The following is a 20,595-nucleotide window of genomic DNA, read 5'->3' on the forward strand; positions in this document are numbered from 1 at the left end:
ATGCTTTCCTTGTCCGAAGGGAATGTCTTGTGGAATTCAGTTGGCGAGCGCGCTGTCGTAGAGCGCCTGCTCCTGGGCCTTGTGCTCGGCACTGAAGCGCACCGCAATCGCGCACAGGGCGGCCAGCGTGGCGGCCACGCCGAGCCACGTCAGGGTCTGCTGCAGGTCGCCGAGGCCCTTCATCAGGAAGCCCGCCGCCACTGCGCCCACATTGCCGCCGGCGCCGATGATGCCGGCAACGCCGCCAAGTGCCTTGCGATCGATGAACGGCACCAGCGCGTACGTCGCCCCGCAGGCCATGTGCGTGAACAGCCCGAAAACCAGCATCGCTGCTACCGCAGTGGTGGCGGTTGAGGCGTGAGCGAAACCGAGCAGGCCCAGACCCTCGCCGAGGATGAAGACGAACAGGATCAGGGAGCGGGCGTCGAGGCCGCGACGCATGGCCAGCTTGTCCGATACGTAGCCGCCCAGCGCGCGGGCAAACAGGGCCAGCAGACCGAAGCTTGCGGCGGCCATGCCGGCGGCCGAAAGCGACAGGCCGAAGCGATCGACATAGAACGTGGCGGCCACGTTGTGAATGAAGATTTCCACGCCGAAGCAGGCGCCGTACGTGATGAACAGCATCCAGACGCGGTAGTTGGCGCTGGCGGCGCGGAAGCTGGCCCAGCCGCCACCGCCCTTGCCACCGCTGACGGCGATGCCACGGGCACGCAGGTCGGAGAAGTTGCCTTCGGGGCAGTCCTGCGTGAAGCGCCAGTAGACGACGGCCATGACCAGCATCAGGATGCCAGGCACCAGCAGCGCCACGCGCCAGCCCATCGTGTGATCGACGCCGAGAAACAGGATCGTGGCCAGCAGCAGCGGCATCAGGCCTTGCGCGGCGCCGCCACCAGCGTTGCCCCAGCCAGCGGACGCCGCATTGGCGGTGCCCACCACGTTCGGTGCGAACATCACCGACGTGTGGTACTGGGTGATCACGAAGCTGGCGCCAACCGCGCCGATCAGCAGGCGAAAGAACAGGAAGGTCTCGTAGTTCTGGGCGAAGGCCACGCCGAGCACGGGCAGGGCGCCAATCGCCAGCAGGCCGGTGTAGGTCTTGCGCGGGCCAAAGCGGTCGCACAGCGGGCCGATCACCAGTCGCACCAGGATGGTCACGGCGACGGCGGCGATATTGATATTGGCGATCTGGTTCGGTGTCAGGCCGAATTCGCCCTTGAGCACCGGCATGAGCGGCGCGCAGGCAAACCACGCAAAGAAACAGACGAAAAAGGCCATCCAGGTCAGGTGGAAGGCGCGCATCTGCGGCGTCTTGAAACTCAGCAGATCGATCCGGGTGGCTTTGCCGTTCATCCTTTTGCTCCAAAAACAAAAGGCGTCCCGAGAGTCCGACCCGATGGGCCAGTTCTGGGGACGCCGTTGTCCTGCCGGCGGCTCTCAAAAGGAGCTGCGGCTGTGTGGGGTGGGCGGATCGCCGTTGACCGGCCCGTGCTTAGTAACGCAAGCGTCGTGCCAGCGTGCACGAATGCCGATTCGGAGGCTTATCGGGGCGTGGCCCGATCATCGAGTGGAAGGGCGTGCACATTGACGCGACATGGTGCAGCGCCAGTATTGGGCGTCCGCACGGCAATGGTGCGGTGCAATGTGTGCAAGCGGTGCGTTTGCTTAGGCGGCCGTGTCGGTGGAGGCGGGGACGGCCAGCAGTTGCATGTCCGAGGGTGAGACAGTCTCCCCAGCCTCGTCGATCAATGCGGCACGCACCTTGAGTCCGGAGAGTTTGGAGCGGACTTCGGCCGGGCCGCTACCGTCGTCTGCCATATGGGCATCGCCCCATTGCATCAGTCCGACCAGGACGGGAAGCAGATCGACCGCCGCGCGCGTTGGATGGTAGGCGAAGCGTTCCCGCTCCCCGGGCGCCTTGTAGCCGACCTTGCGCAGCAATCCCGCCTCGGTCAGCGTCTTGAGCCGCGCCGACAGTACGGCCGGCGAGCATTGCAGGCGCTCGAGGAAGTCATCGAAGCGGCGTACCCCGGAGAACACATCGCGCAAGATGAGAATCGTCCACTTCTCGCCAATCAACGAGAGCGTGGCGGCAATCGAGCAGTTCGTGAGGTCGACGGGCGGTGGCGTGGTCATGCTTTGAGCATAGCAGCCTAACTTCATTTGCAAAAGTTAGGGTTTCGACTATAGTCCTGACTATACAAAACGTAGTCAGGAGCGGACCATGAGCCGTGTCGAAGACGACAACCAGGTGGCGACACCGATCAGTGAAGAAAACTGGACCGGCCGCAGCGGCGTTCGGTTGACGCTTCGGGCCGCGCGCGGGGCAGATCAGGCCGGGTTGCGGATGTTTGTCGACAGCTTGTCACGCGAAAGCCGCTACTTCCGCTTCCTGACTGGTGGGCGCGTGACTGACGAGATCGTTCAAGGCTTCGTGAGCCATCGGAAGGCGGGGGATGTGGCACTCGTGGTGACGTACCGCGAGGCGGATGGCGCCGAAACCATCGTCGCCAATGCCGAATATGTGGTGAACGAGGAGGATGTTGCCGAACTGGCCGTTGTGGTCGCCGATGCGTGGCAGGGCCAGGGTCTGGGTCGCCGGCTGATACAGCGGCTGCAGCAACTGGCCCGATCGGGGCAACTGCGTGGAATGCGGGGCGACGTTCTCAGCGAGAACCGCCGGATGCTGGCGATCATGCGGGGCTGCGGATTCTCCGCGCGCCGCAACCCCGAGGACAGCTTCCTGCATGAGGTCAGCCTGACCCTGGCAGAGACGCGGGCGTCAGCGCGGGAACACCGGCTGCCGCGCGACTGGTTCGCCGCCCATTAACGCTTGCTTCTCGACGTAGCCGTACAACCAATCGACGCGACGATGATCGCGGCAATCGCTACCCACTGAATCGGCGTCAGTTGTTCGTTCAGGAATGCCAGGCCCGCCAGGGCGCCCATGGCAGGCTCCAGACTCAACAAGATGCCGAACGTGCGCCGGGGGAGTCGCTTGAGGGCCACCATTTCCAGCGAATACGGGATCGCGCTGGAAAGAATGCCAACCGCCAGGCCGGAAAGCAGAAGAGCTGGGCTGAACATCTCCAGTCCGGCGTGGCCCAGTCCGAATGGCAGGGCGACCAATGCCGCCATGGTCATCCCCAGGGACGTGGCCTGGCCGCCATGGGCGTTACCCGCCATCTGTCCGAACACGATATACAGCGCCCAGCCCACCCCTGCGGCGAGCGCGAAGCCAATGCCTACGGGGTCGAGGTGCGTGGCGGCTTCGCCAAGCGGCAGCAGCAGGATCAGTCCGGTGACCGCGCAGCCAATCCACAGAAAGTCGATCGCGCGGCGTGACGAAAGCACGGCAACCGCCAGCGGACCGGTGAATTCGATGGCGATCGCCAACCCGAGCGGGATCGTCCGCAACGACATGTAGAACAGCAGGTTGGTCCCGCCCAGCGCGGCGCCATAAAGGGCGATGGCGCGGGCATTCTTGCCGGAGAGCGGAAAACGCCAGGGGCGCCAGACGCAGATCAGGATCACCGCCGCGAAGCTCACTCGCAGCGCGGTGGTGCCCTGTGCGCCGACCGACGCAAACAGGCTCTTGGCAAATGATGTGCCGATGCAGAGCGACGCCATCGAGCCGATCAAGGCCAGCACAGCCAGCAAGCTGTCGCTTTGTTTTATGCGCGAGAGAGGCAATTCTTGTCCGGGGAATCAGCCCCCAACTGGGGCGGTGCGGCATCATGCCTGAGCGCTACGTCGGGTGCCATACACAGATGACGGTTGCGCGCGCTGTACAGTTTTTCCTGCGGCGCAGCATTTTTGCGAGACGGCCGGCGGAGGGCTATCGTTTAAGAACCCTCACCTTGGAGCGTTTCATGGACTCGACCGCTGCCCGTCGTCATGTCGTCATCACCGGAGCCGCCGGCGCGCTAGGCCGTGCAGTGGCCAGCCGCTTCGCCGCCGAGGGTGCCAGATTGGCGCTGATCGACCGGGACCTGCAGCACTTGCAAAGCGTATTCGCTCATCCCGAGCCCGATCACGGCGGCACGCTGCTTCACGCGGCCGATGTCACGTCGGACACCGCGATGGCACCGGTTGCGGCGGCAATCCTCGACGCCTTCGGTACGGTAGACGTACTGGTGCATGTGGCCGGCGGCTTTGAAATGGGCGAGGCCACTCACGCCATGAGCCGGGAATCGTGGATGCGGATGATGGACCTGAATGCGTGGTCGTTCGTTGCGGTCACCAGCCACTTCATTCCCGCCATGCTGTTCCAGAGGCACGGCAAAGTCGTTGCGGTGTCGGCGCGTGGTGCCATGGCCGGCGCGGCGACGATGGCGGCCTATGCGGCATCCAAGAGCGCGCTGCAACGGCTCGTGGAAAGCCTGTCGCATGAGGTAAGGGGTGCAGGCATCAACGTGAACAGCGTCGCCCCGAGTATCCTCGATACCCCGGCCAATCGTCAGGCCATGCCCTCGGTCGACCATACGCGCTGGGTATCGACCGGCGCCGCGGCACGGGCGGTGGCGTTCCTGGCCTCTGATGCGGCAGAAGCGGTTCATGGGCAGCATATGGTGCTGGATGGGTTGAGTTGATCTGGGTCTCGGACGATTTCACTGGGAATAGGGCAGTTAGAAGCCGTTTCAAAAAGATCCTGGCGTCGTTGCGGGGCCTTGCCTTACTACTTGTGCTGTCTGCTGCCCCCGCCTAGCCAGAACCGCTTCGCTTCATTTTGAAACTGCTTCTTAGCCAAAGGCATCGCTCTCAGTGATCGAACAGGATAGAGCAGTTCGGACTTCCCTTTATCTTGCTGATAGCAACACGAACCCTTGATCTCGGGCGGCCACCTTGTCAAAGGTCAGAGTGACGCTGCAGCCGAATTCGTTGCCCGCACGTTCAATCAGGCAGTCGGCAAATCGCACGAAACCTTCGCGAACCGGTGCGCCGCGCGTTGCACGATGTCATGTGCCTCTATCAGCAGAGCTGGCCAACCGAGGAGGGATTCGACCACGCGCTGGATCTCCCGGCGCGTGGCGTGGTAAGAGCGAGCCAGTACCCAGGCGAGTTCCGTAATCGCAATCAGCGAAACAAAGCCCGGGTGTTCTGGCGTCAGTTGACGGAGTAGCGCATGTGCCAGCTGTCCTTCAGCACTAGTTTCCTGAGCGAAGAATCGAACCAGCACATTCGTGTCGAGTCCGATCATCGAGCAGATGTTCCGGCTTCCGCGATGATCTCGTTCATACGCTCAATGGTCAGTGGAACATTGGTCGGATTGATAAACCAACCGGCCATGTCAAAGATGTCCTTGACGTTGTCGAGCAAGCTTTCGTCGCGCTCAATGACCGGTCCTGGGGTTGCAGTTTCAAGTATGTTCTGGCCGGAATATCTCATTGCGTAGCTCCAGTAATCCCCATGCCCAATTGCATGGCTTCCCAGTCTGGAGCCTGCGAAATCTGCGCGATATGGGACGGTTCTCAAAATGCCCGCCCACGCCATGCTCTGTCGCCACGCTCACTCGTCATCGGTCCCCAATGGCGGCGCGACTTCCTCCAGCGGCTTTCGCTCGGCATCCACCCCGTACTTCAGGGCCATCGCCCCCGCCACGATGACCAGGGTTGCGCCGATGGCGTAGCCTACCGCCACGGCGCCTCGGCTACCTGTTTCGATCAACGCCCCGAACAGCACGGGTGCGATGAACCCACCGACGCCCGTGCCCACCGCGTAGAACACGGAGATTGCCAGCGCCCGCATTTCGAGCGGGAAGACTTCGCTGGCGGTCAGGTAGGCCGAACTGGCCGCGGCTGAGGCAAGGAAGAACACTGCGGACCAGCACAGCGCTTGCGATCTGGCGTCGAGCCAGCCGGACATGAATGCCCATCCGGTGGCGGCCAGCCCGATGCCGGAGAGCACATAGGTCAGCGCAATCATCTTGCGGCGGCCGATGCGATCGAACAGCGGGCCGAGCAACAAGGGCCCCAAGGCGTTGCCGATTGCGAACGGAAAGATATAGAGCGCGACGCGTTCCTCCGGCACGCCCAGGAAGCGTGTCAGCACCAGGGCGTAAGTAAAGAAGATCGCGTTGTAGAAGAAGGCCTGCGCCACCATCAGGGCGAAGGTGACGGCGCTGCGTGTCCGGTAGCGACGGACCAGCAACCGCACGACGTCGCGCAGGGGAGGCACGGGTTTGTCCCCGTAGTAGACCAGCGCCGCGTCATGGACCGGGGGCAGCGGACCGTGCCGTCGGGTGATCGCTGCCTCGATACCTGCGATCACCTGCTCGGCTTCGGCATGGCGGCCGTGCGTGGCCAGCCAGCGCGGGCTTTCCGGCACATGGCGCCGGATCAACACGATCGCCACTGCCAGCAGCGCGCCCAGCGCGAAGCATGCGCGCCAGCCCCATACGGGGCCCAGCACCCGTGGATCCAGAAGAAGCAGACTCAGGCCGGCACCGAGTGCCGCACCCAGCCAGAAACTGCCGTTGATCGCCAGATTGACCCTGCCGCGCACGCGGGCAGGAATCAGTTCGTCGATCGCCGAATTTATGGCTGCGTACTCGCCGCCGATGCCAAGCCCGGTCACGAAGCGGCAGGCCGCGAAGAACGCGAAGTTGGGGGAGAACGCGGTTGCCAGCGTCGCCGCCATGTAGACGAACAGCGTGGCCAGGAACAGCTTCTTGCGGCCGAGCCTGTCAGCCATGCGGCCGAAGGCAAGCGCGCCGATCACGGCGCCGAGCACGTAAAGCGAACCGGACCAGCCGACCTGCGTGGCATTGAGCGCAAGTGTGTCCGGCCGCTCGAGCACCGCGCCGACCGAGCCGACCAGCGTGACTTCGAGGCCGTCCAGCACCCAGGCGATGCCTAACGCGATCGCGACGCGCCAGTGCCAGGCGGACCATGGCAGGCGATCGAGGCGTGCGGGAATGTCGGATTGCCGGCCGGGGATGGAGGGCTCCTTTCCGGGTGTGTTTTGCACACTATAGTGCTTTGCGTGCTGATCCTCTTCCTGCCGGGCAGGTTCCCGCGGGCGGAAAAAGGGGCGCGACCGGACTTTCGACCATCCAATAGACAAGGGGGCGGCCCCTCGTGGAGCCGCCCCCTTTTCAGCGCGAAGGCAATGCCTTCGCGCCCTGCTTACTGCGCCGGGAAGGTCAGCGCATTGGTCAGGTCGCCCATCGCCGGCTTGCCGTTTGCGATCAGCGAATCGTCACGCAGCTTCAGGCCAGGCAGCGTCGGCAGCGCGAAGCGGTGCGTGATGAAACGCAGCACCGAAGCGGTGTCGTATTGCGTGTGATCGACGAAGCCCCGCTTGGCGAACGGCGAGATCACGATGGCAGGGATACGGGTACCCGGGCCCCAGCGGTCGGCCTTAGGCACCGGTGCGTGGTCATAGAAGCCACCGTTCTCGTCGTACGTCACCACGATCAGCATGTTGTTCCACTGCGGGCTCTTCTGAAGCTGGGCGATCACGTTGGCGATGTGGGCATCGCCGTCGGTCACGTTGGCATAGCCGGCGTGCTGGTTCAGGTTGCCTTGCGGCTTGTAGAACGAGACGGCCGGCAGCTTGCCCGCTGCCGCATCAGCCAGGAACGACGAGTCGTAGTCCTTCAGGTGAGCCGCGCGATAGTCTGCGTGATCGATCGGGCTGAAGGCCGAGTAGTAGTTGAACGGCTGGTGGTGCGGCTGGAAGTTCGGCGTGGTGTTGTTGTAGATCAGCGCGCTATTGGCGGTCACGGCGCTCCATGCGCCCGAGTACCAGGCCCAGCTGATGCCGCGGCGGTCCAGCAGCGAGGCGATCGTGTCCTGGGTCTGGGCAGGCAGCGTGGTGGCCTTGGTCGGGTCGGCCAGCAGCTTGGTCGAGTCCGTCGACGCAGGTGCGTTGCCGCTCGGCTGGTACGGCGGCTGCATCGTGTTGACCGCGTAGTAGACGCCGGTGCCGTCCTTGGCGGTCAGCGTGCTGTCGTTCACGTACTGGGCGGTGCCGGTCTGGATGCTGGCGGGGCTCGTGGGCTTGAGCGACAGGCTCTTGAAGTTGCCGTTGGCGTCCGTGTCGACGACCGAAATCGAACCCGAGGCCACCGAGGTTTCGGCATTCGGGTAGACCGGCGCGCAGGCGCAGACCAGGTACTGGTGGTTCAGGAACGAGCCGCCGAACGCGCCCATGAAGAAGTTGTCGGCCAGCGTGTACTGCTGGGCGAGCTTCCACATCGACATGGCGCTGCCGTCGTAGTAGCCCATGACCAGGCCGCCGGCGTCGGAGAACGCCGTGAACTTGTCGTTCTTGCCGCCGTTGATCTGCATCTGGTTGTTATAGAAGCGGTGCACCAGGTCACGCGTGATGACGTTCTGGCCCACCACCACGCCCGTGCCGTTCACGCCGGCCGGGTCGTCGATACGGAACGGCTTGTTGGCCCAGCCCACGGTGCTGGCCTGCGGGAGCGTGACAGTCTGGCCGCTGGCGGTGAAGCCGCCCCAGGTCGGGGGCAGCGAGGCCAGCGTCGAGCCGTCAAAGTCCTTCTGCGGTTCCACGGTACCCACGGCCGTCGGGTTCACGCCTGGAATGCCGTTGGCGCCGGGGAACAGGCCGTAGAGGTTGTCGAAGCCGCGGTTCTCGGCGTAGATCACCACGACGTTCTTGATGTTCTGCAGCGCGACGCGCTTGGTCACGCCATCACGGATCGCGGTGCCGATGTCGCCGCCCGATGCCACGGCCGTGGCGATCAGGTCGATCGCCTGCTCGATCTCGGCCTGCAGCGTGGCCTTGATGTTGCTGTCGGTTTCCTTGTTGTGGTCTTCCAGCAGTTTGTCGGCGGTGACGCCCAGGCGGGTAGCCAGTTGATTGCGTGCGTCGTCGAGCTTGCCGCCGTTGCTGTCCATCAGCGCGGCCAGTTCGGTCGAGATTGCGCTCACCACGGCATTGGCGCCGGCCGGGGCGCGGAACACGAGCTTGCGCGTCACGGCGTTGTGGGCGCCCGTGTCGTCGTTGCGGAAGGCATCCGTGCTGATCTCGGCCACCACGGCGCCCTGGCCCGTCAGCGTGAAAGCGCCCTTGGCATCGGTATAGGTCGATGCTTCGCCGCTATCGCACTGGGCGTTGGCGTTGGCGTCGATACAGACTTTCGCGTGCTCGAAGTAGCTGCCAGTCACAACGCCGGAGGTGGTGGCGGCGGGGGTGCTGGCGGTGCCGGAATCGCTGCCACCGCAGGCGGTCAGCGATGCAGCGGCGATTGCGGCCAATGGCCACAGACGAGTGAGACGGCTCATGGTTTTCCTCTTTCTTATGTGTGGGTATTCAATGCTTGGAAAGCAGAGGGGTACTACTGGGTGCGCCGCGAGTGTGTATGCGGTATGTGTCAAGTTGATGATGAGGCGGAAACCGGCGGTGGCGGCCGACGCGAGTGGGGTGCCTGATGTCATTTCGATGACCTGACACGTGTGTGTCACGGATGTGACGTAGCCTCGCTGCGCCATTCAACCCTCATCCTTGCCGTCATCGTTCCGTCATGACCCTGCCGCCGCTGCTTTGGAATGCCGCGTTTCCCTCGCCGATCACGTGGCTGCGTGCCGCAGGCGGTCTGTTGATCGCGCTTCTGGTCAGCCTGACCTCGGGCTGCGGCAAGCAGGAGGCGGCTGCGGGCACGCCGGCCGCCGCCGCGCAATCGGTGGCAGTCGTCAGCGCGGCAAGCGCGCCGAAGCCCGCTAGTCCGAAGCCGTTCTACGCGATGATGGCCGAGCGTCGGCCCAACATCCCGGCCCTGACGGCTCTCGGCAAGGCGCTCTTCTTCGATCCGGCGCTCTCGGCGTCGGGCAAGCAGTCGTGCGCGAGTTGCCATAGCCCCGATCACGCCTATGGGCCGCCGAATGATCTGTCCGTGCAACTCGGCGGCGTTGACATGAGCCGCACGGGCGTGCGTGCCGCGCCGTCGCTGCGCTACGTGCAGAACGTGCCGGCCTATACCGACCACTATCACGAGAATGACGGCAACGACGCCGAGGATCAGGGTCCGACCGGTGGGCACAACTGGGATGGTCGCGCGAACTCCGCGCACGAGCAGGCGCGCATCCCGTTGCTGTCGCCGCACGAGATGGCCAATGGCGAGCCGCGCGTGGTGGTCGAGAAGATCCGGAAGGGGCCCCATGCCGAGACCTTCCGCAAGGTGCTGGGGCAGGATGTACTTGACGATGACGATACCGCGTTCAATGTAGTGCTGATGGCCCTGGAGGTGTTCCAGGAGACGCCGTCGGAGTTCTATCCCTATACCAGCAAGTACGACGCCGTGCTGCGCGGGCAGGCAAAGCTGACCCCCCAGGAGGCACGCGGCCTGCGCGTCTTCAACGATCCGAACAAGGGCAACTGCGCCGCGTGCCATCCGGGCGATATTCGCGAGGGCGCATTCCCGGCTTTCTCGGATTTCGGATTCATCGCCGTGGGTGCGCCACGCAATCGCAAGCTTGCCGGCAATGCCGATCCAGAATTCCACGATTTGGGGCTCTGCGGCCCGGATCGCACCGATCTCAAGGATCGTGCCGACTATTGCGGCCTGTTCCGGACGCCGTCACTGCGCAACGTTGCACTGCGTCATGCGTTTTTCCACAATGGTGTATTCCATTCTCTGGACGAGGTGCTGCACTTCTACGCCGAACGCGATGTGAAGCCGCAGAAGTGGTACCCGCGCGGCAAGGACGGCAAGGTGTGGAAGTTCGATGACCTGCCCGAGCCCTATCAGGCCAACGTCAACATGGAAGCCCCGTTCGGCGGCAAGCCCTTGATGACCGAAGGGGAAATGCGCGACGTGATCGCGTTTCTGAATACGTTGACGGATGGATACAAGGTGCCGGCAGCAGCGTCGGTGCGATGATGCCGGCCCAGGTACCCGGGGGCTGCGGTTGAAGCGTTAGTTCAGACGCCCTACGGCTTTGAGCATCGACATGCCGTGCGCGGTGATTTGCGGGCAGGCAATCCGCCCGCTATCGTCCTGGATGGACTCCAGCACGACGAGCCGTTGGGCGATCAGGGCGTCAAGATCCACGGGATCGATTTCCCGTGCATGGGTCGCGGCGGTGTCATCGCGGGTGTGGGGGCCATTGCCGATCAGCATCAGCGTGGCCAATTCATGTGGACTCAGCACAGTCATCTCCTTGGCGAGAGGGGAGCGGTTGCTGGGGACTCGGGGGCGCATCTGCAGTGCACGCCCTCGGCGGGATGTTGAGCCATCTTCACGAACCGTTCACGCTGCATCGCATCGTGATGGCCGGTCGACAGTCAAGGGGTTGGACGGGACCGCCCGCTACGGGTTCCGGCCGATACACGACGGATACATGTCAAAACGTTTCAGCGGGTACTCATGTGATACGCGCTTGTCGAGTGCCCACCAGGCGCGTATCCGTCGCATGCGGATGATCATACGGCCGATCAAAAAACCTCAGCCGGCGCAGGGACATACGTGGCGGGCGCGATGTCCGGATCAGGTCCCCGGATGAACTACGACCAGCAAGGCCGTTGCCACGCTTTTGCCCGGATTACCAATGGCATGCGCCACATCCGCGCCGTAGCGTGCGGTATCGCCGTGCTTCAGCTTCTTCTCGTCGCCACCTGACCGGACGGTCATCGACCCGGTCAGCACCGACAGATGCTCCTGCGTGCCTGCCTCATGTGGCTCCGACGCCAGCACGCCGCCCGGCTGGATCGACAGCTCATACCATTCGAAGCGCCCCGCCATGTCGATCGGACCAAGGATGCGTAGCTCGCAGCGGGTATCGGGGCTCTTGAGCGCCGGTGTGGCATGGGGTGGCACCACGGTGATGGCGGGCGCCTGTGGCGCTGCAGTCCCTTGTGCCAGGAAGTCCGTCAGGCTGACGCCGAGCGCGTTGGCCAGCCGCCACAGCACCGCCACGGTCGGGTTCGCCAGGTTCCGTTCGATCTGCGAAAGCATAGACTTGGAGACACCGGCGCGGCGCGACAGCTCGTCCAGGGACAGTTGCTGGCTCTGCCGAAGCGCCTGCAGCGCGCTGCCTACGGCTGGCGGCCCCTCGGCCGTCATCGGCGTTTTGGCGGGGGAGGGTTGCGACATCGTCATCTGTTCGTTATAGTGCACGACATGTTCGTTATATAGAACACGTTCGATTTATCGAATTGAGCGTTCCGAGACACTACCACCGGGAGTCTGGCCATGTCGAGTGCCGAGGCCTTTTATGCATCCATCCGCGCGGAGCTGGATTCGATCCGCGCCGCGGGCCTGTACAAGCGCGAGCGCGTCATCGCCACGCCGCAGGGCGCCAAGATCCGCACGGCGGACGGTCGCGAGGTGATCAACCTGTGCGCCAACAATTACCTTGGGCTGTCGTCGCACCCCAAGGTCATCGAAGCCGCGCACGAGGCGCTGCGCACGCATGGCTATGGGCTGTCGTCGGTACGCTTTATCTGCGGCACGCAGGATCTGCACAAGGAACTGGAGGGGCGTCTGGCCCGGTTCCTGGGCACCGAGGACACCATCCTCTATGGCTCGGCCTTCGATGCGAACGGTGGGCTGTTCGAGACCATCCTCGGCCCCGAAGACGCCGTGATCAGTGATGAACTGAACCACGCGTCGATCATCGACGGCATCCGCCTGTCCAAGGCGCGACGCCTTCGCTACCGGCACAACGATCTGGACGACCTGCGCGCCCAATTGCGGCAGGCCGATGCGGATGGCGCACGCTTCAAGCTCGTCTTTAGCGATGGCGTGTTCTCGATGGACGGCACCGTTGCGCGGCTGGACGAGATCCGGAAGATCTGCGACGAGCATGGCGCGCTGCTCGGCATTGACGAATGCCACGCCACGGGCTTCATGGGCGCGCGTGGGCGAGGCACGCACGAGGCGCGCGGGGTGTTCGGCAAGATCGACATCATCACGGGCACGCTGGGCAAGGCGCTCGGTGGCGCATCGGGCGGCTTTACCTCCGGGCGCAAGGAAGTCGTCGAGCTCTTGCGCCAGCGTTCCCGACCCTATCTTTTTTCGAATACCGTGGCGCCGGCCATCGTTGGCGGCAGCATTGCCGTGCTCGATATCCTGGAAGGCAGTACCGAGCTGCGGGACCGGCTGGAGCAGAACACCCAGTTCTTCCGCGAAGGCATCGCGAAGCTTGGCTTCGACATCAAGCCCGGCGACCATCCGATCGTGCCGATTATGGTCTATGACGCCGAAAAGGCGCAGCAGCTGGCTGACAGACTGCTGGAACTCGGTGTGTACGTAGTCGGTTTCTTCTATCCTGTGGTCCCGAAGGGACAGGCGCGCATTCGCGTGCAGATGAGCGCTGTGCACGATGCCGTGACGCTGCAGTCCGCTCTCGATGCCTTTGGCCAGGCAGGCCGTGAATTGGGGCTGATTCCATGACCGCCACCGCAACAGCCGCGCCCAAAATCCTGATCATCGGCGCAAACGGGCAACTTGGATCGGAGCTGGCTCTGGCATTGGCGGAACGCCATGGGCGTGAGCAGGTGGTGACGTCGGACGTGGTGCCGACGGGCCGCCACGTCCATATCGCGCACGAGATGCTCAACGTGACGGATCGCGGTGAACTGACGACTGTGATCGAGCGGCACGGCATCACGCAGATCTATCTGTTGGCGGCCGCGCTGTCGGCGACGGGGGAGAAGGCGCCCCAATGGGCCTGGAACCTGAACATGACAGGCCTGCTGAACGTGCTGGAAGCCGCGCGGCACCATGGCATTGAGCGGGTGTTCTGGCCCAGTTCGATTGCCGCGTTTGGACCCACCACGCCGAGCATCGACACGCCGCAGAAGACGGTCATGGAACCGACCACCGTGTACGGCATCTCGAAACAGGCTGGGGAAGGTTGGTGTCGCTGGTACTTCGAGAACCATGGCGTCGACGTTCGCAGCGTGCGCTATCCCGGGCTGATCTCGCACAAGACCCCGCCGGGCGGCGGCACGACCGACTATGCCGTCGACATCTTCCACCATGCGGTGCGCGGCGAGCCCTACACCTGCTTCCTGAAGGAAGACGAGCGGCTACCGATGATGTACATGCCCGATGCCATCCGTGCCACGCTGGAACTGATGGAGGCGCCACGCGAACAGGTGCGCGAACGTGGCAGCTACAACCTGGCCGCAGTGAGTTTCACGCCGGCCGAAATCGCGGCGGCGATCCGGCTACGCGTGCCTGAGTTTGAAGTCCGCTACGCGCCTGACTACCGGCAGGCGATTGCACAGGGCTGGCCCGATTCGATCGACGACAGCGCGGCGCGTGCGGACTGGGGCTGGCAGCCACGGTTCGGCCTGCAGGAGATGGTCGACGACATGCTCGACAATCTGCGCAAGAGCCTCGCCGTCGAGCTGGCCCCCGTAGCCCCGGTAGCGACAGCGGTTTGAAGCCGCCGTCGCAGGGGTCAACGCATACCGGTGGCGTCGGCGAACGATGAGAGTGTCCAGCCCTGGCCCAGCAGGATCATGCGAGTGTGCAGATCGGCTTGCACGGTCTCGCTGACGGACTCGCCGAGATAGGTCATCGACTTGTCGCGTAGATCCACGTAGCCGCGGGTGTGACGCCTGGCCAGCGTCCCCCACAAGGCATTGGCGCCGGCAGACTGCCGCGCGCCGCTGATCAGGCAGAGACCGCCGTCCAGCGCCCAGCCGTAGATGGACGTGGCCAGGCCGCAGCGCTGATAGGCCGGACCGAGCTTTGTGTGGGGCGCGCGTACCAGACGGTCCGTGCGTCGGCTGACCTCGATCAGACGGTTGAACACCGTATAGCCGGCGATGCGTCCATATCGTGTGTCTTCGACGTACACGTAATACTCGCCATCGGCTTCGCGATAACGCAGGCGCACGCCCGGCAGTGCGGTTGGCACCGCCGGCATATCGTGCAGCTTGTCACCGGGCTGGCGGATGCGGTCATGCAGCGTGTCGAGTTCGCGCTCCACTTCGCCGGGCGACAAACTGACGTCGATGCGCAGTTCGAGTATGCGTGCCAGTACCTGCCCCCAGGAGGGCATTGCAAGCGTGAGTGTCATGAGGCGCCTCTTCCGTCAGCTATTGATCAGGACGTAGAGCGCGGCGACGGCCACGATGGCGCAGATGGTCTTTCGGTAGATGGGGGTCATGGCTTTCTCCAGGATGCACGATGAATTGCGGCGCCAGGGGTGGCGTCCAAATGCAAAGTGCCGTGCGGGAAAGCTCAGGTCCGGATGCCGGTGTCCCGAGTTGCCCGCACGGCCAGGAAAAGCACGGCGCGCGGGACCGGGGCGGTCAAGTGTGTGGCGGCAATGCCAGCTTGCATTCCACGGGCGTACGCGATCCTGCCATGCGGAGCACGGCGGGAAACTGCGGCGAGGCGCTGGAAGCGGGACATTGGCTTTCTATTCGGGGGCGCTCGACTGGTAGTCAGCCGGCGTCAGGCGTTATGGGGCAATGGGTCTTATGCCATATTGCCCGGGGAAAGTCCAGCCCGGTTGCCCGGTGCTGCTTGCGATCTGCGGATGGGACCGGTCCTCGCGGAGTCTCAAACAACAGGCCATCGCCGTGAGTCGGACTTCTGCAAGTCAATCGGGAACGCCTTGCATGAGGGCGAGAATCCGAGCATTCGTGTCGCAGGCCCGATCTTGCGCAAGGCCGCCCGCCTTCAGCAAAGGATTTCAATGCTGGGTCATTGTCAGGCGGGTATGTGAATTGGGGTAGGCCCCAGCGCGCAACCGTGATTTCGTGCAAGAGGGCCAGGGGCTATGCACGCACACCAGAACGAGTTTGCGATGCGATCAGCACTGGAAAGGGGCGGCACTCGCACAGGCAAAAGTCACCACTGAGCGCGGACTGCCGGCCGTCTGGACCGCGCTCAGGCAGGCGGTCACCCACACAGGCGATGCGGCCCGTCGCCTTGCACGTTGGGCACCAGACCGGGTCACCTTCGTATGCAGCGGCGCGCCCGTCGATCATGTCGTGGCGCTGCGTCGCGATGACCCGACCATTCTTGGTTGTTGAGTCACCCTCTCGGATGTCGTGGCGAATCTTCATTGTGATGGTTCTGCTGTAAGGGGCTGGATGACCGTTTGCCGCTACGCGTCCGCACAGGACACGACATGCCATTGCTCCATTTCCGGATCGGACATGGCCACATTGCGGCAAGCGAAAAGGTCGGCTCGTGCCATCTCAATCGACGCCAGTGCGCGGGTAGCCGCGCGGCAAAGTCGATCCGGTTTCCAGTTGCGGACATGATCGAGCGCTTCCCGCCATGCGAACGGGCCGGCCCTTTCGTGCAAGCGTGCGACTTCAGCCAGCACCGTCTCGTCGAACTCGACGCGCAGGGGCGCTCGCGACCAGTGGTGCATCTCTCTGCTATAGCGCGCCATAGCGCCACCGGGGCGCAGCAGCAGCTTGCCGTTGGCAACCGGCCAACCCAGATGCAAGTCGATCATCAGACCGCGTCCGTCGCGGTCGAGAAACGCGTCCGGCGGCACTAATGGCGCAGGTAGTACCTGAAATTGACGCCCGATGCGACCAAGCTGCACAACCTCGATCAGCGCATCGACCGGTGAGAGAAAGCAGAGAACCGCGCGCCCGTCAGTAGCGCTCTCGGAGGCAATGCACCTATCGCCTGCCTCGTCCAGATATGTCAGGACGTAGGCAGGCAGTTCCGAGAAGAACGGTCGAGGGGAAGAGGGAGCTTGAGGGTTCTGGGTCATCATGCCGCAGACATGGCCGGTTGGTCCGCTGGCGACGCCGGCGCCGTTGCCTTGGGCGGTACGGAGCCATCAATGATCTGGCGTGGCTGCAAGTACCCGCTGCTATCGATGTTGAGGAACCCGGCGCGCGAGTCGTGTACGTACTGGTCGAAGAAGCGAATCAGGTTGGCGGAGAGTTCGGGCGGGTTCAGCCAGGTATTCCAGTAGCGCAGTTGTTCGTCGGAGAGCGGCCGGTTCGTTTCCCGCTCACCGCCCGCCGTTTCGATCGTGCGCTTGTATTCGCTGCGGTCGGTCTTCCAGAGGTGGGTCAGATAGGCCCGCCAATTCATCGTGTCGGCGTCGAACTTGATGCGGGCGTGGTACTGCTGAATCTTTTGCAGTTCTTCGTTGATTACCTGATTGGTCGAGCACACGTTCTGATAGACCTCACAGGGCGCTTGGCCAAAGCGCGCCTTCAGCCAGCCGTAGAAGAGGCGCATGTGCTGAAAGACCTGGTCTTCCAGCGAGTTGCCCGGTCCAACGACGTTCATGTACTCATCGAACAGGGCCTTGACGGTTTGGTCGTACTCGAAGAGGTCCTTGGTCGTTTGCTTCAGATCCGTCGGCGGCGAGAAGGGAACCCCGCTGCGGGTCGCTTCCAGGCGCATGCGGTTCAGCGCAATGCGGGCGAGCAAGTCGGTGCGGGCCTGTTCATCGGGACGGTAGCCGCCGCCGATATCCGAGTGCACACCCGGGAATGCAATCTCTTCGTACTTGGAGTCACTGCCGCGCACCGGCGTGAGCGGGAAGAAGGCACGCAACTCGTGACCTGAGAAGATGTGAACGCACCGCTCTACCTCTTTGGGGACATACATGCACATGTCAGTCAGGTTGCGTGCAGGCAGGCCGACCGATTCGACGGTGTCGAAGATGCCGAGAATGCGGACGTGCAGCGGGGCGGAAACGCCATCGCGCGCGGTCGGACACGGCCAGTGGCGCACACCGTCCTTCATCGCGCATTTGGCAAGCAGGCGATTGACGAAGGCACGCGCGAGCGTTGCGCCGCGCGAGAAGCCAAATACGGCAATGTCGATACGGGTGACTTTGTGGTTGGCCTTTAAGGCTCGACTGAGGTCCCTCTCCGCATTTGCAAGGCGCACATCGCCGCCCAGGCCGGTACCACCGCCGAGCGGTTTGCTGTCGCGAATCGTCTCCCACCAGTTCGGATCGCTCGCATTGAGCGGGGTGCCGACGCCGGGATAATAGAAGCGATCGATAAGAGGCTGCTCGTTGTCGACATGACCCTCATACAGTCTCGCGATGTTGGACAACTTATGCAAAGGCTTATCAACGTCAAGATGGTTCCCGGTGCCGTCGAAGAAGAAGCTAAACCACGGCTGCTGCTCGCAGGTGGCGCAAGCATTGAATTCCTTGGCGTACAGTTCGGTCTGGGTGTGAACCGTCTGCGCAAACGCTTTATGGCAATCTGTAAACCAGTCCTGCATGCTTATTCTCCTTTGTGGCGCATGACGCGCGGACCGGCAAAGAACAGCCTGTCCATGCGGGGGTTGGCGGGACCGAAGTCCCCATCACCGGGTAGCAACTCCGCCTCTATCTCGCGGCCAGGGAAAAAACGAATGAGCAGAACGCTATGCTCCTGCGTGTTCCTAGGCATCGCACCAATCACCACGACATCCCGGCTGTAAGTCCTCCACTGTGACTCGTCCTCCTGGCGTCCGCCAACGTGCCAGATCACCTTGATGGTTTGGCCCACACCTGGAATCGAGGCGCAACATATACTCCCGCTGGTGCCGCCTCTTGAGAATTCATTGACCCCAGAAATGCCAATTCCTGTGCGTTGTCCATCGGCAGTTCGAATCGAGACGTTGTAGATGTAGTCTTCGGTGTAGTTAGTGCCTCGGGTCGACGCATCCACCCATTCGCGTGGCTGTCCAGTCGCGCAGCCCGCCAGAAGAATAGACATGGCGGCGATGACGACTATGAGAAAGTTTTCTTTCATTTATTTACTGCCTGATGCTTGATTTTTAATTGATACTTGCGCCTGGATTTGCGCATTATGTGATCAGTTCGCGGTCGGATCTTTGAGTAATGGAATCAGCGCGCGATCAATTCGATCATCCTTCAGTACAAACGCCTCCGACGGGAGGTACTCGACTTGCACTCGGTCGTCATCGAGAAATTTAATGACAACATTATCAAAAGGGGCTGCCCCATTCGACATGGTTCCGCGTATTGGAACCCATTGTTTCTTCTCTGCCTCCGGTCCCGATTGGGCCGCCACCCGCCACCGGACAAGTACGTTTTCTCCTGTTTTTGGAAGCGAGTAGCAGCACTGGGCTGTAGCGCCACCTACGCCGTTAGATTTTGATGGGATAGGTCCGTTAATATTCTCATGATTGCCGGAGTTTGATTCGGCGGATAATGTTGTAATATTCTTGATTGTGTTATTTACAACAAAAACACCAGTGCGCCGCCTCTTGTTTTTCTCGAAAATTCGTGCTTGATCATCCCGCGTATTTATTTGGTAAGCACTATTGCCGACCTCTTTCTGGGCATCAAGTCGACCAGATATTTCGGTCTTAGGCCTTAGATTCTTCCATACGCTTTCATCAACCAACATATACTTGTTAATGAGCGGATCATTCCCCTCGCGAAACTGCGACAGTATTTTTTTAATGGCAGGTTCATTGTCATAGTCTTGTCCATATCTCAAGCCATAGATGACATAAACTGCAAGATTGTGCTTTTTAGTAAGCCCCCATTTCATGCCTCTTGCGACTAGCGGCGTAACCTGTTGCAGTTGGGCTTCTCGGTCCTGTCTGGAAAAATCAGCTAACCTGATTTTAACTATAAAGGCATGTATTTCAGAAACCGTCTTATCCTGATCGATGCTAGATGGACGTGCGCCATCCATTCTTGATGAATTTGTCGCGCAACCTGCCAGCATCACCACCAGCAGCCCCAACGCTGTCATCGCTTGTTTCAGTCTCGTCATCTCTGTCCTTTCGTGTGATTGAAGACAGCCGCATCCTTGTGCATCACTACGGATTGGCCGTATTTGGTAAACCTGATTTCCAGCAAGCCGGAATTTTCATCATTGGGAAGTTCCCCTTTGACAATAAACTCAAGCTTGCGGGGAGTCCGCATGTAGCGCCCTGGCGCATAGGAGTGGGATTCATCCCAGAACAGCGTCAGCTTGTCGCCTGGCAGTGGCGACAGCAATGCCACCTTGTCGAGCACGGTCTCGCCATACGTTCTACCGTCGATGTTTCCGATGTACTGACGATCCGGGTGAACCGACAGATCGAAGAACACGCCGCCGATGACGCCGCCCGTGTCATTGACGACTCGGGCACGCAGACGCAGATACCCGGTCTTTTTCATTTCCACATGCCGTGCGCTAACCATGCGCGCCTCGACGCGCTGCTGTGCGGTCTCTGCCAGTTCGTGCCAGACATCGGGATCAACGTCCCGGAACGCCTGTGCCAGCGGGCGGCGCTGCGCCGCCGCGCCGGTGAGCAGCGCCTGAAGGTGGGGATGCTGCTCATAGTCCACCTTGTAGCGCAGTCCATAGACCACGAACGTTGCTACGTCCCCCATGCCGGCAAGGCCGTAATCCATCGCCCGATGTACCAGCGGCTCGATCTCCGCCAACTGGCCGTTGCGGAAAGTAGTGGCGGTCAGGTTTAACCGAGCCTTCTTAAGCCACGTAAGTACCTGCACCGGCATGGCCGCGCGTTGCAGCGCTGTTACCACTTCGGCGGGCACAGGAAACGCGTCCCACGCGGGCGCCACGGGTTCGCTTTCGCCCGCCAGTTCGACCAGCCTGCCGTTCACGTCCAGCATCCACCACGCATGAATGGGGCCGAATGCATGGCGTCGGGTGGCTTCCGGTAGCCGCTCATGCAGCACCTTCAGATGCGATGGC

Annotated in this window: 21 protein-coding genes; 5 read left to right on the top strand and 16 right to left on the bottom strand. The window is 62.5% G+C overall.

Annotated elements, in window-relative coordinates; translation table 11 throughout:
* Positions 1-36 precede the first annotated feature (36 nt).
* Positions 37-1,350, bottom strand: a complete 1,314-nt coding sequence (locus WD006_RS27965) for an MFS transporter (protein ID WP_029306371.1) — start codon at positions 1,348-1,350, stop codon at positions 37-39.
* A gap of 312 nt (positions 1,351-1,662) precedes the next feature.
* Positions 1,663-2,133, bottom strand: coding sequence for a winged helix-turn-helix transcriptional regulator (locus WD006_RS27970; RefSeq protein WP_029306370.1), 471 nt, complete (start codon positions 2,131-2,133; stop codon positions 1,663-1,665).
* Between the two features lie 88 nt (positions 2,134-2,221).
* On the opposite strand from WD006_RS27970, the gene WD006_RS27975 reads away from it, so the two are divergent.
* Complete coding sequence (locus WD006_RS27975) at positions 2,222-2,827, top strand: GNAT family N-acetyltransferase (RefSeq protein WP_029306369.1); 606 nt, start codon at positions 2,222-2,224, stop codon at positions 2,825-2,827.
* On the opposite strand, the gene WD006_RS27980 is transcribed toward WD006_RS27975, so the two are convergent.
* The gene (locus tag WD006_RS27980) at positions 2,824-3,627 is read right to left on the bottom strand and encodes an EamA family transporter (RefSeq protein WP_231108951.1); all 804 of its coding nucleotides are present in this window, start codon (positions 3,625-3,627) and stop codon (positions 2,824-2,826) included. The genes WD006_RS27975 and WD006_RS27980 overlap by 4 nt on opposite strands.
* A gap of 242 nt (positions 3,628-3,869) precedes the next feature.
* On the opposite strand from WD006_RS27980, the gene WD006_RS27985 reads away from it, so the two are divergent.
* Positions 3,870-4,589, top strand: a complete 720-nt coding sequence (locus WD006_RS27985) for an SDR family NAD(P)-dependent oxidoreductase (protein ID WP_011519238.1) — start codon at positions 3,870-3,872, stop codon at positions 4,587-4,589.
* A gap of 305 nt (positions 4,590-4,894) precedes the next feature.
* Here the strand turns inward: WD006_RS27985 and WD006_RS27990 are convergent, their stop codons facing one another.
* From WD006_RS27990 to acpA, 4 genes are all read right to left on the bottom strand, one after another.
* Positions 4,895-5,197 (bottom strand): PIN domain-containing protein, encoded by a 303-nt coding sequence (locus tag WD006_RS27990; protein ID WP_051722931.1) that lies wholly within the window; start codon positions 5,195-5,197, stop codon positions 4,895-4,897.
* The gene (locus WD006_RS27995) at positions 5,194-5,385 is read right to left on the bottom strand and encodes a hypothetical protein (protein ID WP_029306367.1); all 192 of its coding nucleotides are present in this window, start codon (positions 5,383-5,385) and stop codon (positions 5,194-5,196) included. The genes WD006_RS27990 and WD006_RS27995 overlap by 4 nt, the downstream gene beginning before the upstream one ends.
* 120 nt (positions 5,386-5,505) lie before the next feature.
* Positions 5,506-6,966: an MFS transporter gene (locus tag WD006_RS28000; RefSeq protein WP_375198991.1), complete on the bottom strand. Its 1,461-nt coding sequence runs from the start codon at positions 6,964-6,966 to the stop codon at positions 5,506-5,508.
* 158 nt (positions 6,967-7,124) lie between these two features.
* Positions 7,125-9,254 (bottom strand): acid phosphatase, encoded by a 2,130-nt coding sequence (gene acpA / locus WD006_RS28005; RefSeq protein WP_029306365.1) that lies wholly within the window; start codon positions 9,252-9,254, stop codon positions 7,125-7,127.
* Between the two features lie 239 nt (positions 9,255-9,493).
* On the opposite strand from acpA, the gene WD006_RS28010 reads away from it, so the two are divergent.
* Positions 9,494-10,849 carry a cytochrome-c peroxidase gene (locus WD006_RS28010; RefSeq protein WP_080711337.1) on the top strand — a complete coding sequence of 452 codons (1,356 nt, stop codon included), beginning with the start codon at positions 9,494-9,496 and terminating at the stop codon, positions 10,847-10,849.
* Positions 10,850-10,885: 36 nt separating this feature from the next.
* Here the strand turns inward: WD006_RS28010 and WD006_RS28015 are convergent, their stop codons facing one another.
* A complete protein-coding gene (locus tag WD006_RS28015; protein ID WP_029306363.1) occupies positions 10,886-11,119 on the bottom strand; it encodes a hypothetical protein in 234 nt (77 codons plus the stop codon).
* A gap of 336 nt (positions 11,120-11,455) precedes the next feature.
* Positions 11,456-12,061, bottom strand: coding sequence for a helix-turn-helix domain-containing protein (locus WD006_RS28020; RefSeq protein WP_029306362.1), 606 nt, complete (start codon positions 12,059-12,061; stop codon positions 11,456-11,458).
* A 99-nt stretch (positions 12,062-12,160) separates the two neighbouring features.
* On the opposite strand from WD006_RS28020, the gene kbl reads away from it, so the two are divergent.
* Positions 12,161-13,363, top strand: a complete 1,203-nt coding sequence (gene kbl / locus WD006_RS28025) for a glycine C-acetyltransferase (RefSeq protein WP_029306361.1) — start codon at positions 12,161-12,163, stop codon at positions 13,361-13,363.
* Positions 13,360-14,361 carry an NAD-dependent epimerase/dehydratase family protein gene (locus WD006_RS28030; protein WP_029306360.1) on the top strand — a complete coding sequence of 334 codons (1,002 nt, stop codon included), beginning with the start codon at positions 13,360-13,362 and terminating at the stop codon, positions 14,359-14,361. The genes kbl and WD006_RS28030 overlap by 4 nt, the downstream gene beginning before the upstream one ends.
* A gap of 17 nt (positions 14,362-14,378) precedes the next feature.
* On the opposite strand, the gene WD006_RS28035 is transcribed toward WD006_RS28030, so the two are convergent.
* The 7 genes from WD006_RS28035 to WD006_RS28065 form a co-directional block, all read right to left on the bottom strand.
* On the bottom strand, positions 14,379-15,002 hold the full coding sequence (locus WD006_RS28035; RefSeq protein WP_011519230.1) for a hypothetical protein: 624 nt from the start codon (positions 15,000-15,002) through the stop codon (positions 14,379-14,381).
* A gap of 706 nt (positions 15,003-15,708) precedes the next feature.
* Complete coding sequence (locus WD006_RS28040) at positions 15,709-16,071, bottom strand: PAAR domain-containing protein (RefSeq protein WP_338130810.1); 363 nt, start codon at positions 16,069-16,071, stop codon at positions 15,709-15,711.
* The gene (locus WD006_RS28045; protein ID WP_141192956.1) at positions 16,041-16,670 is read right to left on the bottom strand and encodes a hypothetical protein; all 630 of its coding nucleotides are present in this window, start codon (positions 16,668-16,670) and stop codon (positions 16,041-16,043) included. Before WD006_RS28045 ends, WD006_RS28040 begins: the two co-directional genes overlap by 31 nt.
* Positions 16,667-18,151 (bottom strand): T6SS phospholipase effector Tle1-like catalytic domain-containing protein, encoded by a 1,485-nt coding sequence (locus tag WD006_RS28050; RefSeq protein WP_051722927.1) that lies wholly within the window; start codon positions 18,149-18,151, stop codon positions 16,667-16,669. Before WD006_RS28050 ends, WD006_RS28045 begins: the two co-directional genes overlap by 4 nt.
* Before the next feature lie 2 nt (positions 18,152-18,153).
* On the bottom strand, positions 18,154-18,666 hold the full coding sequence (locus WD006_RS28055) for a DUF3304 domain-containing protein (protein WP_029306357.1): 513 nt from the start codon (positions 18,664-18,666) through the stop codon (positions 18,154-18,156).
* Positions 18,667-18,729: 63 nt separating this feature from the next.
* Positions 18,730-19,662 (bottom strand): hypothetical protein, encoded by a 933-nt coding sequence (locus WD006_RS28060; RefSeq protein ID WP_141192955.1) that lies wholly within the window; start codon positions 19,660-19,662, stop codon positions 18,730-18,732.
* The coding region (locus tag WD006_RS28065) for a hypothetical protein (protein WP_029306355.1) at positions 19,659-20,595 on the bottom strand (937 nt) is incomplete at its 5' end. The genes WD006_RS28060 and WD006_RS28065, both read right to left, overlap by 4 nt.

Origin of the sequence: Cupriavidus sp. Met-2, from assembly GCF_049843575.1 — a bacterium.
Taxonomy (GTDB): Bacteria; Pseudomonadota; Gammaproteobacteria; order Burkholderiales; family Burkholderiaceae; genus Cupriavidus; species Cupriavidus metallidurans.

What these genes read in the sequence shown, in the direction of transcription:
- WD006_RS27980 (WP_231108951.1), bottom strand. Translation starts at nt 3,627, where the DNA reads ATGGCGTCGCTCTGCATCGGCACATCATTTGCCAAGAGCCTGTTTGCG.
- WD006_RS28020 (WP_029306362.1), bottom strand. Translation starts at nt 12,061, where the DNA reads ATGTCGCAACCCTCCCCCGCCAAAACGCCGATGACGGCCGAGGGGCCG.
- WD006_RS28030 (WP_029306360.1), top strand. Translation starts at nt 13,360, where the DNA reads ATGACCGCCACCGCAACAGCCGCGCCCAAAATCCTGATCATCGGCGCA.
- WD006_RS27995 (WP_029306367.1), bottom strand. Translation starts at nt 5,385, where the DNA reads ATGAGATATTCCGGCCAGAACATACTTGAAACTGCAACCCCAGGACCG.
- WD006_RS28040 (WP_338130810.1), bottom strand. Translation starts at nt 16,071, where the DNA reads ATGGCATGTCGTGTCCTGTGCGGACGCGTAGCGGCAAACGGTCATCCA.
- acpA (WP_029306365.1), bottom strand. Translation starts at nt 9,254, where the DNA reads ATGAGCCGTCTCACTCGTCTGTGGCCATTGGCCGCAATCGCCGCTGCA.
- WD006_RS28045 (WP_141192956.1), bottom strand. Translation starts at nt 16,670, where the DNA reads ATGATGACCCAGAACCCTCAAGCTCCCTCTTCCCCTCGACCGTTCTTC.
- WD006_RS27975 (WP_029306369.1), top strand. Translation starts at nt 2,222, where the DNA reads ATGAGCCGTGTCGAAGACGACAACCAGGTGGCGACACCGATCAGTGAA.
- WD006_RS28050 (WP_051722927.1), bottom strand. Translation starts at nt 18,151, where the DNA reads ATGCAGGACTGGTTTACAGATTGCCATAAAGCGTTTGCGCAGACGGTT.
- kbl (WP_029306361.1), top strand. Translation starts at nt 12,161, where the DNA reads ATGTCGAGTGCCGAGGCCTTTTATGCATCCATCCGCGCGGAGCTGGAT.
- WD006_RS28060 (WP_141192955.1), bottom strand. Translation starts at nt 19,662, where the DNA reads ATGACGAGACTGAAACAAGCGATGACAGCGTTGGGGCTGCTGGTGGTG.
- WD006_RS28055 (WP_029306357.1), bottom strand. Translation starts at nt 18,666, where the DNA reads ATGAAAGAAAACTTTCTCATAGTCGTCATCGCCGCCATGTCTATTCTT.
- WD006_RS27970 (WP_029306370.1), bottom strand. Translation starts at nt 2,133, where the DNA reads ATGACCACGCCACCGCCCGTCGACCTCACGAACTGCTCGATTGCCGCC.
- WD006_RS28010 (WP_080711337.1), top strand. Translation starts at nt 9,494, where the DNA reads ATGACCCTGCCGCCGCTGCTTTGGAATGCCGCGTTTCCCTCGCCGATC.
- WD006_RS27985 (WP_011519238.1), top strand. Translation starts at nt 3,870, where the DNA reads ATGGACTCGACCGCTGCCCGTCGTCATGTCGTCATCACCGGAGCCGCC.
- WD006_RS27990 (WP_051722931.1), bottom strand. Translation starts at nt 5,197, where the DNA reads ATGATCGGACTCGACACGAATGTGCTGGTTCGATTCTTCGCTCAGGAA.
- WD006_RS27965 (WP_029306371.1), bottom strand. Translation starts at nt 1,350, where the DNA reads ATGAACGGCAAAGCCACCCGGATCGATCTGCTGAGTTTCAAGACGCCG.
- WD006_RS28035 (WP_011519230.1), bottom strand. Translation starts at nt 15,002, where the DNA reads ATGACACTCACGCTTGCAATGCCCTCCTGGGGGCAGGTACTGGCACGC.